We start from the raw sequence: 18,645 nt of genomic DNA, 5'->3' as shown, positions 1-18,645 counted from the left end.
TTTATGGATCAGAGTACGGCATTTTTTCACAACTACGTAAAAGAGAACGCACGCAATAAACGGCTGGTGGTACAACCCCGTATGGGCTTTAGTGATAAGGCAAAAATGCGTCATGGTTTACAGGAAGTGAAGCAGCTGGACGCACCAACCATAGGCACTATTACACTGGATAGTTTTACCCGCAGTGGTGACTTCCGTAGTGCCACCAAAGCAGTGGAAGAAGGAATGATGTTGAATGGTTATCCCATTGTAAGTTATCCGCAGAAAGAAAATGAACAACTGATAGCCGGCTTGCGGGAGCCAGGTTTTCCGGTACAGATCAGACATGGTAGCCCGTTGCCGGTGGAGATCTTCAAAGCGACTATCTCCGCAGGGATTGATGCGATTGAAGGCGGCCCGGTTTCCTATTGTTTTCCTTATGGTCGTATTCCGTTGGCACGCAGCCTGGAGGCATGGCGTACCTGTTGCCGTTTGTTTGCCGATGCCAGTGACGATCCCTGGCATATAGAAAGTTTTGGGGGATGTATGATGGGGCAACTATGTCCACCTGCTATCCTGATTGCCATCACTGTGGCGGAAGCCATTTTTATGATCCGTAATGGGGTGAAATCCTATTCTCTTAGCCTGGCGCAGGGCACACATACCTCGCAGGATGTGGCAGCACTGCATGCATTACGGCAACTGGGTGTCAAATACCTTGGCCCGCAAAGTGACTGGCATATTGTGTTTTATACGTTCATGGGAAAATTTCCGCAGTCGTACCACGGCTCAAAAGCACTGATTGAAGAAAGTGCCCACGCAGCGGTGAAAGGCGGCGCAGAAAGATTGATTGTTAAAACCGTAAAAGAGGCGCATCAGATACCATTGATAGAAGACAACCTTGATTCACTGGGCTGGTGTCATCAGGCGGCTACTGCAGAACGGATAACGCCCAGTCAGCATGCTGGTGTGGAAGAATGGACTACCCAGATTTATGAAGAAGCCGACTTCCTCATAGACCTGTTGCTTAACCTGGATAGCAACCTGGAAAGGAGCATGGCCAAGGCATTTAAAATGGGTTATTGGGATGTTCCCTATTGTCTGCATCCGGATAACCGCCGTCTTACCAGTGCACAGCTAGACGAAGCGGGATATGTATACTGGTCAGATCCGGGTAAAATTCCTTTTCCTCCACATATCCGCAACAATGCGGTGAAGCGGAAGAAGAAACTTTCTTCCAGTGAATTGTTGCACATGCTGTCATTCAATCAACAAAAGTACGATGGACTGTGTGTGCCGCAGGAGCAGCTATACACGCCCTGAATCCTATTTTTTCATGAGTAGAAATATTATCCTGTTTATAAAATAACATCACATGAAGCCTATTGCATTATTAACAACCATTCCATCGGATTCCCATAACTGGAACATGGTTTTTATACAGCTTTTTTTACAGGAAAACGGCTTTGAAGTCGTGAACCTGGGGCCCAGCGTTCCCTATGATTTGTTGCTGGATGCCTGTGTGCAGCATCAGCCCGATCTGCTCATCGTTTCCACCATTAATGGCCACGGCTATATTGAAGGAAAGGAACTGATCAAACGGGTGAGAACCCTCGATATTATGAAAGAAAGACCGGTGTTTATCGGTGGCAAGCTCAGTACAGACGCCAATATGTCTTATCTGTATGCCGTAGAGCTGGAGGAGGCCGGCTACAACAAAGCTTACTGCAGTGATCAGGACATGCAGCATTTCAAAACACAGCTACAGCTTATTTCGCAAAAAGCGGCTGTAAGCAGAGAGGTACAATAATATCCGCTTTTATAAAGTATAGGAAGATGAAAATAAACCTGATCACACTGCCTTATGCAGGCGGCAACAAATATGCATATAACACACTGAAGCCCTTTCTGCATAATAGCATTGCGGTGGTGCCGGTAGAGCTGCCTGGCCGCGGACAGCGCATGGCGCAACCACTGCTGGAAGATATTCACCGCATGGCAGATGACCTGTTATTGCAGGTAAGCGGACATACGGATAAAGATTATATACTGTATGGCCACTCTATGGGCGGCATACTCGGTAATTTGTTGCTGCACCGCCTGAAGGAAGCAGGGATGAGGTTACCACTACATTTTTTTGTGACTGGTTGTGCCAGCCCTAAATCCAATCACCTGCGTACTATCCGCCATCGTTTACCGGATAATGGGTTAAAGGAAGAATTGCGGGTACTGGGTGGTTTGCCGGAAGAGGTGTTGAGTAATGATGACCTCATGGAATTTTTTCTGCCCATCATCCGGGTAGACATGAAGGCATTGGAACTGTATCAGTATCAGCCGCTGGGACGTTACGAAGTACCGCTGACGGTTATTTGCGGCACTGAGGAACCTATTTCAGATGAAATGGCCGCCGGTTGGGCAGATGAATCTGTGTATCCACCCAACATCCTGCGCATGAAAGGGAACCATTTTTTCATACTCCATCATTTTGAAACACTGGCGGAGTTGATTAATAAAGAAACAAAAGGAGCTGTTTACCTATGATCACGTATTCCTTTTTTTTATACACCCAGCAGTTGAATCCACACCTGTATGATACGCTGCTGCAGTGTATCCCGGAGCAGATGCGTCCTGTAATAGGGGCCTATCATCGCTGGGAGGACCGGCAGAATCATCTCTTCGGGAAGTTATTACTGAGGGATCTGCTTTGCCAGGAAGGATATGATCCTGATTCACTGGAACGGTTATACGCAAATCCATACGGTAAACTTTTCCTGGATGACAGCATCGATTTTAATATTTCACATTCAGGTAACCTGGTGATGGTGGCAGTATCCCGTTGTGGGCGTGTAGGCGTAGACGTAGAAAAGAAAGGATGTCTGCAACCGGAAGACATTGCTGCTGCGCTTCGGCCGGAAGAACTGAAACAGCTTAAAAATAAGCCTGCAAACGAGGCATTGTATCAGTTGTGGATCAAAAAGGAAAGCCTGGTGAAAGCGAAAGGAGCAGGGCTTTCCATAGATCTGAATACCATACACCTGTATACGGATCGTGGTATTCTTAACACCGGCAATGGTCTTGAAACCTGGTATTATCAGTCATTACCTGTGCATGCAGCATATGTGGCCATGCTGTGTACAGAAAGCCAGCGGCCACTATTGCAGTATGCACCCGCAGAAGATATGATAGACAGGGCTATCCGGTATGCGGGAATCAATATGCCGGAAATACACCTGTTTGGCTGAACATAAATGTATCTATCTCGAAAAAATAATAATCATCTTAATAAAAAATAATGAAAGCCTTATTTATTGCTGCATTGGCAGTTTTGTTAACCGGAACCTCTTTTAATGCCTGGTCACAGGAAGTCACGGGAAAGCTTATCGGGAGTGTAAAGGACGACACCCGGCAGCCCGTCATTGCAGCTACGGTCGTACTGCGGAAGGTAGCTGATTCTTCACTGGTAAAGGCCGCTTTATCCGATACAGCAGGTGTTTATACCTTCGAACAGATCGTATATGGCGATTATTTTATTACCATCAGCAGTATTGGTTATCAGCAGGCAGTATTGCAACCGGTGAAAGTAGCCGGTCCGCTGCTGGAGTTACAACCGGGAATATTAGGTACCGGGTCTAAAACATTAAAAGGTGTAACGGTAACGGGCAAACGCGCATTAATTGAGCAGTATGCCGATCGCACCGTGGTGAATGTAGAAGGAGTGGTGTCTGCTGCAGGCGGTTCCGCGCTGGATGTGCTGGAAAAATCGCCCGGTGTGGCGGTAGACAAGCAGGGAAACATCACCATCCGGGGAAAGCAGGGGATAAAGGTATTTATTGATGGAAGGGCTACGTACGTCACCGGCGCAGACCTCGCAGGTATGCTCCGTAATATGCAGGCAAGTCAGCTGGATCAGGTAGAAATCATCTCTAACCCTTCTGCAAAATATGATGCTGCCGGTAACGGCGTGATTAACATCCGCACCAAAAAGACCAATAGCAAGGGTTTTAATGGCAGTATCGCCCTGGCTTATCTGCAGGGGCGTTATCCCGGTACCACGCAAAACCTCAATTTCAATTATCGTATTGGCCGCATTAACCTCTTTGGAAATGGAGGCTACAGCTATCGCAAAGGCTTTGAGGATATTTACATTTTGCGCAACTTCCGGACAGACGCCAATGGTGGCATCAAAACCATCTATGACCAACACTCTTTTACACGTAGCACCAATCAGAGTCTGACTGGTAAGCTTGGACTGGATTACGATATTTCCAACCGCACCACACTGGGTGTAGCTGTAAGTGGTTTCCACAACCCTTCCCGCTCAACAACAGATAACAACACACTGCTTAAAGGAGGAGATAATAAAGTACAAACACAGATAGTGGCGCCTGCCGATATGAATGGTAAGTGGAATAATACAGAAGTCGACTTATCTCTCAAACATCGTTTCGACTCCAGTGACCATGAATTACAAATCGATGCAAGTTACCTGCAATATAATACGGCCAGTTTGCAGCATTTCAATAACAACTATTTCGATGCGGAAGGAAAGCCAACGGAAACGCCTACACGGTTTATGACCGATATGCCCGGGGAGATTCATATTTACACCGCCAAAGCAGATTACTCCGTGCCTGTCGGTAAAAATGGTAAAATAGAAGCCGGTGCAAAGTTCAGCTACGTAAACACCGATAACAATGCCATGTACTCCGACCGTATAAATGATAAATGGGTTAGCAACGACTCCCTCAGCAATCACTTTCTGTATAAGGAATATGTGTATGCCGGCTACCTGAATTACCGGAAAACTATCAGGGATTGGGAATTCCAGGCGGGCGTGCGTGCAGAGCAGATGCAGATGAAAGGCCATCAGTTGAATGGAGGCGATTCATTTGACCGTAACTATCTGCAATGGTTCCCCTCTGTTATGCTGGCTTATACACTCAATGAAAAAAATAAGCTTAGCCTTAACTACAGCCGCCGTATTGAAAGACCGGATTACCTGAGCCTGAATCCTTTCCGCTTTTATGTAGATCAATATACTTATACGGAAGGTAATCCTTACCTGTTGCCACAATACAGCAACAACATAGAGTTGAGTCATATATTCATGGATGGTGCACTCACTACCACTTTGCTTTACAATAAAACAACGGATGTAATACAGGAAATTGTACAGCAGCGCACTGCCACCAATGAAACCTTTATCCGTCCGGAGAATATCAGTACGCGCACTATCGCAGGGGTGAACACCAATCTGCAGTTGCCATTGAGCGATAAGCTGACCACCGTGGTATACCTGGAGCTCAATCATTATAAATATGATGGCACCATTAACAAGGCACCTTTTTCACTCTCTAATAATACTTTTTCAGGTCAGCTGAGACAACAGGTGAAGTTAACAGATACCTGGATGGTGGAACTGGCCGGTATGTATACTTCCAGTGTGATTGACGGTACCTTTATACAACGGCCGGCAGGTACTTTCAGCATAGGTCTGCAAAAAGACCTGTGGCACAAAATGGCTACTCTGCGTATCAACGGTGTGGATCTTTTTAAATGGTACAAGTACGAAGCTTCCAGCCGTTACCAGAATGTAGATGTATACGCATTAAACCGCTGGCAAACGCAGGCGCTGCGGGTAATCTTTACCTATCGCTTCCGCAGTGGGGCTAAGCTGACGGAACGCAGTTCAGAAAATACAGCTTCCCCAGAAAAGGAAAGGGTGAAGATCAAGGACAAATAAGCGGATCAGTTATATCGGTTGTTCACAAGTAGTAAGCCCTGCGTTTAACGCGGGGCTTACTGTTTTTTGAAAGGTTTTATACAACGATTCTTTTTAGCCAGGGAAACTTACCCCTGTCACTTTCTCTGCAAGAAGCCATAATTTTTCCGCCACAGCTTCATCTAACGCATTCGCTGTAATTACTGCCTGTGCAGGATAACCACGATAGCCTCCGTCCTGATCCGGTCCATATAATGCGCCGCCAATGGCCTTTGGATCCGTGGCCGCAAACAGGGATGGCAAAGCACCCTGCCAGGGCTCCATCAGCTCACCAATGCGCTGAACCGCGGCTTCAAATTCGCCGCTATCCATATGCCTGGATAGCTCCGTTTGATTAGCACCCGGTTGTGCTGCAATAGAAAGCACATTGTCTCCGGCAGCCACTATTCTGCGTTGCAACTCTACCGATAATATGAGGTCCGCCAGTTTACTCTGACGGTATTCGCGCATCGCATCATAAGAAATTTCGGATTGCAGGTTGTCGAAATCAATGACGCCGTTGAGATAGGCCATGCTGCTGACGGTTACAATCCTGGCTTTAGGAGTAGCTTTTAGCAACGGATACAGGTAACCGGTGAGTGCAAAATGTCCAAGGAAGTTAACACCGAATTGCAACTCGTAACCATCCTTTGTTTTGGAGGCAGGTGGAATCATGACACCGGCATTATTAACTAGGATATCCAGTTGTTGGTGCTGCTGAAGAAAAGCCTGGGCGTATGCTTTTACAGCCGCGAGGTCAGACAGATCGAGCTGACCGGTTTCCAGGGTTCCTTTGCCGCTATGTTCCTGTATTTTCTGAAGGGCTGCTGTTGCTTTCTGAAGATCACGGCAGGCCAGTATTACATGTGCGCCAGCTTCATCTAAGGCCAACGCTGTTTCTAAACCAATGCCGGTATTGGCGCCGGTAACGAGGGCAGTTTTGCCGGATAGATCAGGTATGTTGTTTTTTGTCCACATAACTTATACTTGTTTATGATGCAAAGTTCAGTGGAATGGGGAAGAATATCGATACTAAAATGAAACCAAAAAGTACAAAAATCAATCAATTTGACTGCCGGAACTGATTCGGGGTGATATTATTTCTGCTTTTAAAAAAGCCGGAAAAGTGATTGGGTTCTTCAAAACCCAGGCTCCAGGCAATTTCATTGATACTCCAGTTGGTGCTTTTTAACAGGATCTTTGATTCCTGCAGAATGCGGTCACTTATGAGTTGAGAGGTGGTATGTCCGGTAATTTCCTTCAGCGCTTTATTCAGGTGGTTTACATGCACATTTAATTGTGTGGCAAAATCGGCTGGCGACTTCAACTTAATTACCTGGTAGGTCATCTCAATGGGGAATTGCCTTTCCAGTAATTCTGCAAACCCGATGGTAATTCTTTCGGCTGCATTGGAGCCGGCATAACTATTCATGGCAGCCGGTTGTGTTTTCTGCGCAGAGTGTACCACAGTCATTAACAGATTACGCAGCAGGTCGTATTTATAAACATAGTTGCTTTGTATGTCACTATGCATTTGTTGAAACAATGCCAGGTAAGGAGGCAACTGTTGTTTGCTGAGTGGTAGAATAGCGGCGTCCGGAGACTGGAAAACAGGATACTCTTTGATATTTGCAAAGCGATTGAAAAAGGCTTCGGTGAAGATGCAGAGATATCCTGTATGCTTCTTACTGATCCTTTCCCAACGATAGGGGATCAGTGGATTGGTAAATACCAGCGCGCTATCCCGGATTTCAATAGTTTTATCAGCATAGTGTAATTTGCTATGCCCCGTAACCAGGCTGATTTTATAAAAACTTCGGCGGCTGTAACTCCCTTCCCGGCTGTGTTTCGGAAGCAGGATATCTTCTATCTTAAAAATATTGAAATGACCGGTTTCATTCCTGCTCAGCTCAGAAGGCTGGTCAGCAATACTGTTGTAAAAGGTTTGTAATGCAATGTAGGAAGACATATTCAAAGGTACAACATTCAAATAATATGGACGGCGGATCTGTAAAGAATTGTCCTTTAGGTGTGCGCTATTATTGTGTCGCATATGCATATTTCAGTCAAACGATTGACTAAGGTTTTGGGGCAAATGTTTAAAATAAACGCCTACATTTATCACATCTGTACCATACGAATATTTTTTATAACCAAACGGACCCATGATGAAAAGCCCTATTGGTAAACCTTTGCCGTAGCATAACTATATCAGCATCTTTAATAACCATAACATATATTTATGAAAACACTAAACAGACACCTGTTGCTGGCTTCCGTAGTGATCAGCAGTATTACAGGGTGTACGTCAAAAGAAATGTTACAAACGCCTGCGCGCCCCGGCGCCGCGGATCTGCAGAAAAAAATAACAGCAGCAGCCATTGATTACCGGCAGGAAATGAGAAACTTTGTTATCGGGATTAGTCAGTATGCCAAAGCAAGGAACACACAATTTGCAATCATCCCACAAAATGGACAAGACCTCGTTACTACCGATGGAGAATCTACCGGACCTCTTGCCACTGCTTATGTACAAGCCATTGATGCAGTAGGCCGGGAAGATCTATTGTTCGGCTACACCGGCGATAATAAACCAACTCCCACTGCGGATAAAAACTGGATGCAGGGATTTCTGAACAGGATTAAAACCACCAAAAAAGTATTGGTAACGGATTATTGCAATGGGAGTGTAAACATGGGCAAGTCGTACACGACTAATAATGCCAACGGCTATATTTCTTTTGCGGCAGACCATCGCGGCCTGGATAATATTCCATCTTATCCGGCTACACCATATGGTGTAAACAATACGGATATCAATAACATTATGCTGGCAAAGAATTTTCTTTACATCATTGATCCGGGAAAGTATGCGAGCAAGAACGCATTTATTACAGCAGTCCGTGCCACTAATTATGATCTGATTATTATGGATCTTTTTTTTGACAGCACGACTATATTTACCGCGGCAGACATAGATCTGCTTAAGCACAAAGCCAACGGGGGTAAACGTTTGGTGGTAAGTTATATGTCAATAGGAGAGGTGGAAAATTACCGTTACTATTGGAAAACCGGCTGGAAAGTAGGCAATCCTCCGTTTATCAGCGCAGAGGATCCCGATTGGTCAGGCAATTTTTACGCGGAATACTGGAACAAAGACTGGCAGAATATTATTTACGGCAATAGCACTTCTTACGTACAGAAAATTATTGACAGTCATTTTGACGGCGCTTACCTGGATTTGATTGATGCGTTTGAGTATTTTGAAAACAGGTAAACAAACGGTAATAAATTTTATGAAACCGTGGGGGTAATATCTTTTAATGGTGTCGTATAGGTGATACACAAGATTGTTCATCACCGAAATCAGCATCATATTATGAAATACCTGGCCATAACGCTTTTAGCGATTGTTCTTTTTGCCTGTCGTAATGATCACACGCTGGTGCCTGATACTACGGTAGAAGGATTTGAAGCAGGCTCTTTTGAAGAAGCCAATATTGATAAGAGTAAAATTATTGGTCTGGAACAGGAGATCAGCGGCGGCAAATTTAATACGCATAGTATCCTGATTTTGCGACACAACAAACTGATTTACGAACATTACTTTCCGGGTGAGGATGCTGTATTCCCAACGCCAGTGGGTAAAGTAGCGCATACCAGGGACAGTTTACATGATTGCCGCAGTGTAACTAAAAGTATTGTATCGTCTTGTGTCGCCATTGCAGTCGGACAAGGGAAGATCAGGAGTATCAACGACTCCATTTTCCATTATTTCCCGGCATATAAAAAGTATGCTACCGGAACCCGGGGAGGGATTACTATTAAAGACCTGCTCACGATGAGTGCTGGTTTAGAATGGAATGAACACACGCCCTACACAGATCCGGAGAATGGAGAACGACAACTGATGGCAGCAGCAGATGTGGTGGATTTTGTACTGAGCCGGAATAGTGTGGCTACACCAGGTACTGTTTTTAATTACAACGGAGGATGTACACAGCTCTTGGCGCAGCTGATACAAAAGGTAACGGGTATGCCTGTTCATCTTTTTGCAAAAAAGTATTTGTTTGAACCAATGGGCATTAAAAACTTTAACTGGGCAGTAAGAGACGACAGCACGGTATGGGCGCCATCAGGTTTGCGCATGCGTCCAATTGATATGTTGAAGATAGGACGTTTGTACATGCAGCAGGGGCGTTGGAATAATCAGCAACTGATAGCGGCGGATTGGATCAGTGAGGCCGTGAAATGGCAACTCAATACCAGCGATGTACCGGAAGGATATGGCTACCAGTTCTGGTGTGCGAAACCGGCGATAACAGGCCAGCCAACCCCCATTACAGTGGCAGAAGGCAACGGTGGACAGATTATATGTATGGTGCCCGCACTTGATATGGAAGTGGTGCTTACTGCCGGAAATTATAATGAAGATGGAGAAGATTCTTACGATGTGTTGTTGAAATATATATTTCCTGCGGTAAAGAAATAGCTACGGCAGGTTGAATGACATATCAACATCCTGTAATCGAAGGCCTTATCTATACGTATTCCCATCAGGAGATATGTGTAGGTAAGGCACTTTGGTTTTAATGCGTGGCGGATTATAACCCCGCGATTTTTTCAAATACCCTGGCAATTACTTCTGCACCCGGATCCGGAATATTTTTTAATACTTCTTCAGAAAGATAAGAGGAGCGACCGAATTTTGTACGAATAATATGTTTCGTATCATCGGCTCCTTTGCGTGCCTGTTGAGCGGCGGTGCTGATGCTTTCCCCGGCAGCCAGTGCTTCAAAAGCAGGTTGCAGGGCATCAATCATGGTTCTGTCGCCCGCCTGAGCGCCACCATAATCTTTTACTTTCTGCAAGCCTGCCAGCAATGCTGCGCCGAGATCGGGTTGGGTGGCATATGTATTACCGGCGGCTGTAAATAAAATAGATAGCAGTACTCCGCTGGAGCCGCCTGCTTCCCTGGCGAGGATACGGCCGATGGTCTGTAGTAGTTTACCGGTATCGTTCAGTGGTAACTGTGAGATGTTAGATAACAGGCGTTTGCCGGTGAGTGCAAAAGTAGATCCTGCATCACCATCACCAACTTTGGCATCGAGGTCATTGATTTCTTTTTCGATGGCTACCAGCAGACTACCCGTGGAGGAAATAATTTCCTGTACCTGGCTATTATCCGAAGGCTTGAAAGGAAGGGTGGCCGGCAGTGATGGCGCTGCAATACTGGCCGGCCTTTTAAATGCCTGTAACTGCCATGCAACAGGTGTTGCCGGCGCCAGTAAGGCTTTTTCAATTACCTCGTTCAGTTGAAGTAAAGACACGGAAAATCCGCTCATATTGATGGATGACATCAACGCGGCAGGGCCGATCATGAAATCAACTTTATCACCTAAGGGTGTTTTTCGGAATGCATTCACCAGCACACCCATTTCAATAGGACTTACACTGCCCATGTTGTTAAAGAGCAGGGCGTATCTGTTGTTTGTTTCCGGCAAACTGGCCGCCAGTGTATCCATGGCAATGGCCATCAGCTGATCCGCTTTATCGTATGCAATCACTTTGATACCGGGTTCTCCATGAATGCCCAAACCTAATTCCACCTGTTCATCGCTCAGACGGGAGATGGTTTGCTGGCCCAAATGCCTGCATTCCGTAAGTGATAAGCCAATAGATGCGGTACGGTCAATCACCTGTTGTGCGATGTCAGCAATTTCATCGAGTGACTTTCCTTCTTCTGCCAGTTGCCCCGCTACTTTGTGGACAAACAGGGTGCCTGCTACGCCGCGTTTTTTTACGTCAGGTCCCAGTGCCACGTCATCATCTACGGTAACGGTTCTCACTTCATGTCCGAGGGCACGGGCCTGTTCGGCAGCTAAACCAAAATTAAGCCGGTCGCCGGTATAGTTTTTTATGATCAGTAAACAGCCTTTAGGACCTGTTGTAGCGAGGATGGCAGATAATACGGCATCTACGCTCGGGGAGGCAAAAATATCGCCGCATACGGCCGCTGTCAGCATACCTTTTCCTACAAAGCCGGCATGGGCAGGCTCATGACCTGAACCTCCACCGGAAATAACGGCTACTTTCGATTTGTCCCAGTCTTTACGTATCACTACCCTGATGGCAGGGAAGCTATCTAATTTCGCCAGATCCGGATTCGTCAATAATCCATCTATTGCTTCATTCACGATCTGATCTACTTCGTTGATGAAAAATTTCATAGCGCCAATTTTCTACAAGATACCGAAATGATAATTATGCCCCTGCCGCCAATAAATCTTCCAGGGTATAATAAACCGGTAGTCCCCGTTGCTGCGCGATGCGTACATCTTCATCCGCTCCTTTGGAGGCGCCTGCTATTCTTAATACCGCATCACATTTTGTAATCAGGCGGCCCGCAACAGGATATAGGATTTCTTCATACACCGCATCACCGGGACGTGTGGAGCCTCCTGCCCTCAACAGCGGTAAGGCAAACCACTCCCCGATAACAGGAATATGTCCTGCCCGGAATATAGGCAGCGCCATCTCTTCCAGTTTCCTTAAATTCTGTTCCATTAAAACAGGATCGTCGTTGGTCCCTGAACGATAGGGGCCTGCAATTAAAATAGTCAGCATCTGTTTCATATCATGATGTTTTTAAATGATCGTTTATGATCGTTTATGATTAATATTGATCAAGTTAGTATTTATTTGCAATTTTCCAAGAGATAATAAAAAGAAGTAAGCCGGTATGCAAAAGCATAGCATGCCAGGCAATGGTGCTCCGCAAAAAATTGGATATCTTACAGATAGTTTAATAAAGCACATTTTATGGAAGTAGGAATCGACAGCTTTGCAGCTACAAATGCAAAAGACACCGCATTGGATGCGGCAGGTAATATGAATGAAATGGCCAATTTACTGGCAAGGATAGAAGCCGCCGACAAGGCCGGTTTACATGTATTTGGTATAGGAGAACATCATCGTAAAGAGTTCCTGGATTCAGCGCCCACCATGATATTGGCTGCGGCCGCAGCCCGCACCAAACAAATCCGGCTCACCAGTGCGGTAACGGTTTTAAGTGCCGCTGATCCGGTAAGGGTTTTCCAGAACTTTGCTACACTCGACATTATTTCCCGTGGCCGTGCAGAAGTAGTGGTGGGTCGTGGCTCCTTCGTAGAAGCCTACCCGCTGTTTGGTTATAACCTGGAAGATTATGATGCGTTGTTTATAGAAAAGCTGGACTTGTTTCTGCACATCAGGGACCATGAAGTGGTAAAGTGGAAAGGCAAATTCCGGGCAGCGCTGAACAACGTAGCGATTTATCCGCGGCCAGTACAGAATCCTTTGCCGGTTTGGCTGGGCGTAGGTGGTACACCGCAATCATTTGTGCGTGCCGGTACACTCGGACTGCCACTCATGGTGGCCATCATCGGAGGAGAGACACATCGCTTCCGGCCTCTGATAGATCTGTACCGCGAAGCCGGCGCCAAAGCCGGACATGCCCCGGAAAAATTAAAGGTGGGTCTCCACTCATTGGGATATGTTGCAGATACCACACAACAGGCGGTAGAAGATTATTTCCCCGGCTATGCCGAAACGTTCACCAGGATTGGCAAAGAGAGGGGATGGCCTCCGGTTACCAGGGCTCAGTTCGATGCACAGGCAGGCGCCCGCGGCGCTTTATTAATTGGCAGCCCGGAAGAAGTAGCCGAAAAAATAAAACGCCATAGCGATGCCCTGGGTGGTATTTCAAGAGTGACTTTTCAAATGGATAACGCAGGTCTTTCTCACGAAAAATTATTAAACGCCATTGAATTAATCGGTAAACGTATTGTTCCTGCGTTACAGTAATTATTTGACCAGCTCTGGTTGAGGTGCTTTCCACTCGCCTGTGAGAATGGCTGGTTCCGGCCCATAAATTCTGATCAGGTAATAGAACGCACCTTCGGGAGTAGGCAGCCAGTTAGGCTCCTTGTCTTTTGACGGAGGCTGATGTTGAAGATACAACGTAAGGTCTCCATTAGGATCCGTTTGTAAGCTACTTGTTCTGTCACCGATAGAATACCGGTTAATCGGATTTTTAACCAGGAAGCGGCTGGGTAATTCATATAAAGTAATACTCCAGAAGTATTTGTTAGGAGGTGTTTGTCCTTTGGGGAATCGAATGATATAATCATTTTTTCCTGCCAGGAACTTGCCGGCTTTATCAGACCTGGTACCGATATAAACAGCTTCTTCTTTGGTGTTGCCGAATAAGCCGGCAGCGGCGCCCAAGGCACGTTTAAAGTAATTGCCATGCAACATTTCTCTCGTCCCAAAGAGATCTGTTGCATTGGTGATGGTATCAGTGCCTTCCTGTAATTCCTTCTCTGCACTTCTTACACCGGTATTGATGGCTGCCAGTATATCAGCAGAGAAAGCAGTGCTGTCAAATTGTTTTCCGGGTTCAATGCCAATGCGGGCAAATCTTTTCCTTGTTTCTTCTTCTTCCGGTGCAGGGCCGGTATATTGCAACAGGTTATTCAACAGACCAATGAAAGAATAGGAGCCTATGACAGCCGGATTATATACCGGAAGTGGTAAATCAAACTTTTTGGCGGAAGGCGCCGGTTGCCCGGTATACTCGTGTAGTTTGATGATCTTAAATCCCTGCTGTATTTTTCTGACATTCTCCATGTCATTCGGCGTTGTTTTTAGTTCTGTTCTTCCTAAAAGTGTTACCAGGTATGTTTCTGAAGGAATAATACTATCCACCCCTGCTGGTTTTTCGACGTGTTGGCCAGGACCTGTAATCATATATCTGCCTGCACCGGTGCCGGTAGTTCTGCTGCCTATGTATCCGAAATTGAAAGTATAAAGATCGATTAACTGCAGTGCATAATACCGCTTGTCTTTGATCTCTGGTACTTCGATAATTACCGGTTCATCGCTCAAATTAAGAATTGCCCAGGAGTAAGGGGTATCATTATTGGGCGTTACCACGGCGGTATCGCTGGAAGTAAAGCTTTTGCTATAGTTTCTGAATTGATTAAATCCACCTATGTAATCCGGGTATTTTTTGTCCATCGCATAGAGGTACATCGTTCTGTAATTGGTAAACATTGGAAACGAATAAATCCAGGCATCATGCGCGATGCTTTGGGCCGAATCCGCTGTTAGCGTGGAACTGTCGCTTTTGTCTTTGCTGCCATTTTGAACGCAACCGGTAAAACACCATAACGCAGATAGCAGTAACAGTAAGGAAGATTTCATATTTTAATTTTTCAAGGTTAGAAAGGAGGTAGCATAGCCATCTCATTACTAGTTATATCAATAACTAATGCCAGCCGGGAATTTGGGGATTGCTTATTTATGCGAAGGAAAAATAAAGGAGATGTCCTGAACTATTAACAATGAGGCCCCTGATTTGTTTGAATGAAAATTGTAAATTAGAAGAGTTGATGCTATTGAAAACATCAAACCTAACCCTATATGGATAACAACCAGATGTCTGTTGATGTATTCAATAAACGCGCGGACCTCTACCAGGAAAAATTCATGAATGTAGATCTGTACCAGGATACATTCGATTTGTTTTGTAACAGCATCCCACGAAAACAGGCCGATGTTTTGGAAGTGGCCTGCGGGCCTGGTAATATCACTAAGTACCTGTTGGAAAAGCGGCCGGATTTTAATATCACCGGCACTGACCTGGCGCCTAATATGATCCGGCTGGCTGCATTGAATAACCCGGCGGCGACTTTTCAGTTAATGGACGCCAGGAATATCGGTAAAATCAACCGCACTTATGACGCCGTTCTATGTGGTTTTGGTTTTCCTTATTTGTCAAAGGAAGAAGTCATCACATTTATTGCAGATGCCGCCAGATTACTATCTGCTACGGGTGTACTTTACATCAGTACCATGGAAGATGATTACAGCAAATCCGGTATTAAAAGATCTGTCAGTACCGGTGATACTACCTATACTTATTACCACCAGGCAGATTATTTAATGGCCGCACTTACCGAAAATAATTTTGATATCCTATTGCTCACACGCAAAGTATATCCGGCCACAGATGGTATGCTGACAACAGATCTGGTGATCATCGCTGTAAAAAATAAAATGTAAATGCTGCATGTATTATTTTGTTATCAGCACTTTTCCTGATAGCGTAGAAAAAATAAAATCTGCTATTATTTTTTGGATTATAAAATTCATTCTCCTATTTTTACAAAAGTTGTTACTCATTTCCGGAATTATTCCGTCCTCTGCATAAACAATTTCCTTCTTCATTTCCTGTAGTTAGCATCACAACGATGAACTTCCGTCATTAACATGGTGTGTATGTAATTTACTGACCCTCTAAATTATTGCTTATGAAGCGCCTGAAATTGGCTATGGTGGTAGCGTTGCTACTACTCAAGCTTTCTGATGCCTGTAGCCAGGCAGTTCCTACGGAGCCCCGTTCCTATCTTAATGTGCCCAAAGGCACACAGGCACTAGGTGTATATTATACCTACGCCAATGCAAATTTTCCTTCACTACAAAATTCTCATTATCTGGATCAAACAGGTATCCACAACAATATTCTTTTTACACGGTTTACCAGTTTCTTTTCCTTAGGTGGAAAAACCGCCGGCGTGAATGTAATGTTGCCCTATACTTTTGTGGATGGTAACATTCCGAAGTTGGGAATAAAAGGCTCCAATGCCGGTTTCGGGGATATTTCTGTTACCATTGGCGCAAATATTATCGGTGCTCCTTCATTGTCACTTCCGGAATTCATGAAGTATAAACAGAAAACAATCCTTAGCTGGACATTACAGGTGACGGGACCTACGGGTAAATATGATACTACCAGTGCCCTGAACATCGGCACCAATCACTGGATATTCAAGCCGGAAATCGGACTTTCCCAGGCTTTTGGCAAAGGGTTTATATGGGACTTTTATCCAAGTGTGATGTTTACCACCCCCAACAATAAAGTGAAGAAAGCCCGGCAGGAAACGATCAAACCTATATTGGGACTGGACACACATATTAGTTACAATTTTACGCCTACGCTCTGGTTATCCGCTGATTTCTTTTCTGCATTCGGGGGACAGAGTTATCTCGATGGAGTAGGGCAGGATAACAGTCAGAACACGATTAAAGTAGGAGCTACCGTCAAAGATATGATTAAGCGCCGGCACTTACTGGGACTGGCTTTCATGAAAACAGTACATCAGAATAAAGGCGCAGATGTGCTGGCATTTACATTCAGCTATATGTATACCCTTCGTATGTAAAGCGGAACCGCTTTGTGTTTATAGAAACCCATTTTTTTACTTAAATCGGTACTTATGTTCATTAAACAAACTGTTTATTGTACAGGATTAGTGTTGCTGCTACTGCTCACTTGTAATCACCTGGAGGCGCAGAAGAAGCCTAACATACTTTTTATTATGACAGATGATGTTGGCTGGGGAGATGTGGGCTGTTTCGGGGGCGGCGCCATGAGAGGTGCTCCCACACCACATCTCGACAGACTGGCATCGGAAGGTACCCGTTTCGTAAACTATTATGGACAGGCCAGTTGCACCGCAGGGCGTGCCTCATTTATGACAGGGCGTATTCCTATCCGGACAGCACTTTCATTGGTGCTGGTACCGGGAGATCCTGATCACATCACCAACGAAACACCCACTGTTGCACAATTTTTAAAGCAGAATGGTTATTCCACTGTGCAGTTAGGTAAGTGGCATCTGGGAGATGTGCCTGAAGCATATCCTACTGCTGTGGGCTTTGAAGAAATGTATCATATGCTGCCGTATTATGCCGGTGTATATGCTTATGATGACCAGAACCTGAATCCTTCATGGCCCAAAAATGATACTGCTTTTATGAGACAGTGGGCGAATGTGAATTTGGGTGAATGGGAGCAAAAGCCCGGACAGCAGCCGAGAAAGACGAGGGAATTTACGTATAAAAATCTCGAAACAAGTGATACTGAAATCAGGGAAACTGCGATCTCGTGGATCAAAGACCATGCAAAAGACAGCAAGCCTTTCTTCATGTATCTTAACTTCATGAAAGTGCATCAGCCTAATTTTCCTTCTGCTGCCTGGAAGGGCAAATCACCTGCAGGCATGCCATACCAGGATGCCTTAATGGAACTGGATGATAACTCAGGTCGCGTTATTCAGACCATCAGGGAGCTGGGACTGGAAGAAAATACCTTGATTGTATGGACAACGGATAATGGCGCCTGGGTAGATGCATGGCCTGATGCCGGATATACGCCTTTCAGAGGTGCAAAGGGAACGGCGTACGAAGGAGGTTTTCGTGTACCCTGCATTGCTGCATGGAAAGGACATATCAAGCCCGGCACTACTTCCGCAGAAATGATGTCACATATGGACTGGTGGCCTACTTTTGCCAGCCTTATCGGCGTACAGCCACCTCCGCATATCTGGAAAGATAACAAAGGAAATCCTATTGTCTTTGATGGTATCGATAATAGCGACTATCTGTTAGGCAAAGGTCCCAGTAAACGGGAGGAATTCTTTTTCTATTATGATCAGTCTTTTGGCGGTGTACGGGTGAAAAATTATAAATTCCTTTTTACAGCGAAAGACAGTTGGCTTGGCCCGAGCATGCCATTGACCAGTGCCCCTGCTGTTTATAATCTTTTATGGGATCCTGCTGAAAATTATGACATTCTCTTTAACGGTGCCGCTCCTTCGCAGGGGGTTAAAACATCTCCCGGCAGAAATTCCGGCCCTGATCGTGGCTGGGCACTTACGATGTATATGTCTCCGGTTTTAACCAAACATTTCAGTGAGGTGAGGAAATATCCGAACAGGAAGTCGCTGATAGGCGGCGGCCCTTATTTCCAGATTCCGGAAGAAAACAGACCTTAAGTATTTGTCTTTTTTGATTTGTGT

General features: G+C 45.3%; 16 protein-coding genes. 11 read left to right on the top strand and 5 right to left on the bottom strand.

The window, feature by feature from the left end; all coding sequences use genetic code 11:
* Positions 1–3 precede the first annotated feature (3 nt).
* Genes AC1DP6_RS19235 through AC1DP6_RS19215 form a run of 5 tightly spaced genes read left to right on the top strand, consistent with a single transcriptional unit; the run spans position 4 to position 5,722 of the window.
* The gene (locus AC1DP6_RS19235; RefSeq protein ID WP_477056281.1) at positions 4–1,302 is read left to right on the top strand and encodes a hypothetical protein; all 1,299 of its coding nucleotides are present in this window, start codon (positions 4–6) and stop codon (positions 1,300–1,302) included.
* A 52-nt stretch (positions 1,303–1,354) separates the two neighbouring features.
* Positions 1,355–1,789: a cobalamin B12-binding domain-containing protein gene (locus tag AC1DP6_RS19230; protein WP_477056280.1), complete on the top strand. Its 435-nt coding sequence runs from the start codon at positions 1,355–1,357 to the stop codon at positions 1,787–1,789.
* 26 nt (positions 1,790–1,815) lie between these two features.
* Positions 1,816–2,520 carry a thioesterase II family protein gene (locus tag AC1DP6_RS19225; protein ID WP_477056279.1) on the top strand — a complete coding sequence of 235 codons (705 nt, stop codon included), beginning with the start codon at positions 1,816–1,818 and terminating at the stop codon, positions 2,518–2,520.
* On the top strand, positions 2,517–3,221 hold the full coding sequence (locus AC1DP6_RS19220; protein WP_477056278.1) for a 4'-phosphopantetheinyl transferase family protein: 705 nt from the start codon (positions 2,517–2,519) through the stop codon (positions 3,219–3,221). The genes AC1DP6_RS19225 and AC1DP6_RS19220 overlap by 4 nt, the downstream gene beginning before the upstream one ends.
* A gap of 50 nt (positions 3,222–3,271) precedes the next feature.
* A complete protein-coding gene (locus tag AC1DP6_RS19215; RefSeq protein WP_477056277.1) occupies positions 3,272–5,722 on the top strand; it encodes a TonB-dependent receptor domain-containing protein in 2,451 nt (816 codons plus the stop codon).
* Between the two features lie 93 nt (positions 5,723–5,815).
* Here the strand turns inward: AC1DP6_RS19215 and AC1DP6_RS19210 are convergent, their stop codons facing one another.
* Both AC1DP6_RS19210 and AC1DP6_RS19205 read right to left on the bottom strand, forming a co-directional pair.
* On the bottom strand, positions 5,816–6,718 hold the full coding sequence (locus AC1DP6_RS19210; protein ID WP_477056276.1) for an oxidoreductase: 903 nt from the start codon (positions 6,716–6,718) through the stop codon (positions 5,816–5,818).
* Between the two features lie 85 nt (positions 6,719–6,803).
* Positions 6,804–7,709 carry a helix-turn-helix domain-containing protein gene (locus tag AC1DP6_RS19205; RefSeq protein ID WP_477056275.1) on the bottom strand — a complete coding sequence of 302 codons (906 nt, stop codon included), beginning with the start codon at positions 7,707–7,709 and terminating at the stop codon, positions 6,804–6,806.
* A gap of 273 nt (positions 7,710–7,982) precedes the next feature.
* Here AC1DP6_RS19205 and AC1DP6_RS19200 point away from each other — a divergent pair, with 273 nt between their 5' ends.
* The gene (locus tag AC1DP6_RS19200) at positions 7,983–9,017 is read left to right on the top strand and encodes an endo alpha-1,4 polygalactosaminidase (RefSeq protein ID WP_477056274.1); all 1,035 of its coding nucleotides are present in this window, start codon (positions 7,983–7,985) and stop codon (positions 9,015–9,017) included.
* Between the two features lie 102 nt (positions 9,018–9,119).
* The gene (locus AC1DP6_RS19195) at positions 9,120–10,232 is read left to right on the top strand and encodes a serine hydrolase domain-containing protein (RefSeq protein WP_477056273.1); all 1,113 of its coding nucleotides are present in this window, start codon (positions 9,120–9,122) and stop codon (positions 10,230–10,232) included.
* Positions 10,233–10,344: 112 nt separating this feature from the next.
* Here AC1DP6_RS19195 and AC1DP6_RS19190 read toward each other — a convergent pair whose 3' ends face one another.
* Positions 10,345–11,970, bottom strand: coding sequence for a dihydroxyacetone kinase subunit DhaK (locus AC1DP6_RS19190; RefSeq protein WP_477056272.1), 1,626 nt, complete (start codon positions 11,968–11,970; stop codon positions 10,345–10,347).
* Between the two features lie 34 nt (positions 11,971–12,004).
* Positions 12,005–12,376 carry a hypothetical protein gene (locus AC1DP6_RS19185; protein WP_477056271.1) on the bottom strand — a complete coding sequence of 124 codons (372 nt, stop codon included), beginning with the start codon at positions 12,374–12,376 and terminating at the stop codon, positions 12,005–12,007.
* Positions 12,377–12,562: 186 nt separating this feature from the next.
* Here AC1DP6_RS19185 and AC1DP6_RS19180 point away from each other — a divergent pair, with 186 nt between their 5' ends.
* Positions 12,563–13,585, top strand: coding sequence for an LLM class flavin-dependent oxidoreductase (locus tag AC1DP6_RS19180; protein ID WP_477056270.1), 1,023 nt, complete (start codon positions 12,563–12,565; stop codon positions 13,583–13,585).
* Here AC1DP6_RS19180 and AC1DP6_RS19175 read toward each other — a convergent pair whose 3' ends face one another.
* Entirely contained in the window at positions 13,586–14,986 is a 1,401-nt protein-coding gene (locus AC1DP6_RS19175; protein WP_477056269.1) for a DUF1254 domain-containing protein, read from the bottom strand.
* Positions 14,987–15,205: 219 nt separating this feature from the next.
* Here AC1DP6_RS19175 and AC1DP6_RS19170 point away from each other — a divergent pair, with 219 nt between their 5' ends.
* From AC1DP6_RS19170 to AC1DP6_RS19160, 3 genes are all read left to right on the top strand, one after another.
* The gene (locus AC1DP6_RS19170) at positions 15,206–15,847 is read left to right on the top strand and encodes a class I SAM-dependent DNA methyltransferase (RefSeq protein ID WP_477056268.1); all 642 of its coding nucleotides are present in this window, start codon (positions 15,206–15,208) and stop codon (positions 15,845–15,847) included.
* Between the two features lie 248 nt (positions 15,848–16,095).
* Positions 16,096–17,007 carry a transporter gene (locus AC1DP6_RS19165; protein WP_477056267.1) on the top strand — a complete coding sequence of 304 codons (912 nt, stop codon included), beginning with the start codon at positions 16,096–16,098 and terminating at the stop codon, positions 17,005–17,007.
* Positions 17,008–17,061: 54 nt separating this feature from the next.
* Complete coding sequence (locus AC1DP6_RS19160; protein ID WP_477056266.1) at positions 17,062–18,621, top strand: arylsulfatase; 1,560 nt, start codon at positions 17,062–17,064, stop codon at positions 18,619–18,621.
* Positions 18,622–18,645 lie beyond the last annotated feature (24 nt).

This window comes from Chitinophaga sp. 01L420 (assembly GCF_056399985.1).
Note: the sequence above shows the minus strand (reverse complement) of the source record. Positions and strands in the feature narration are given on the sequence as shown.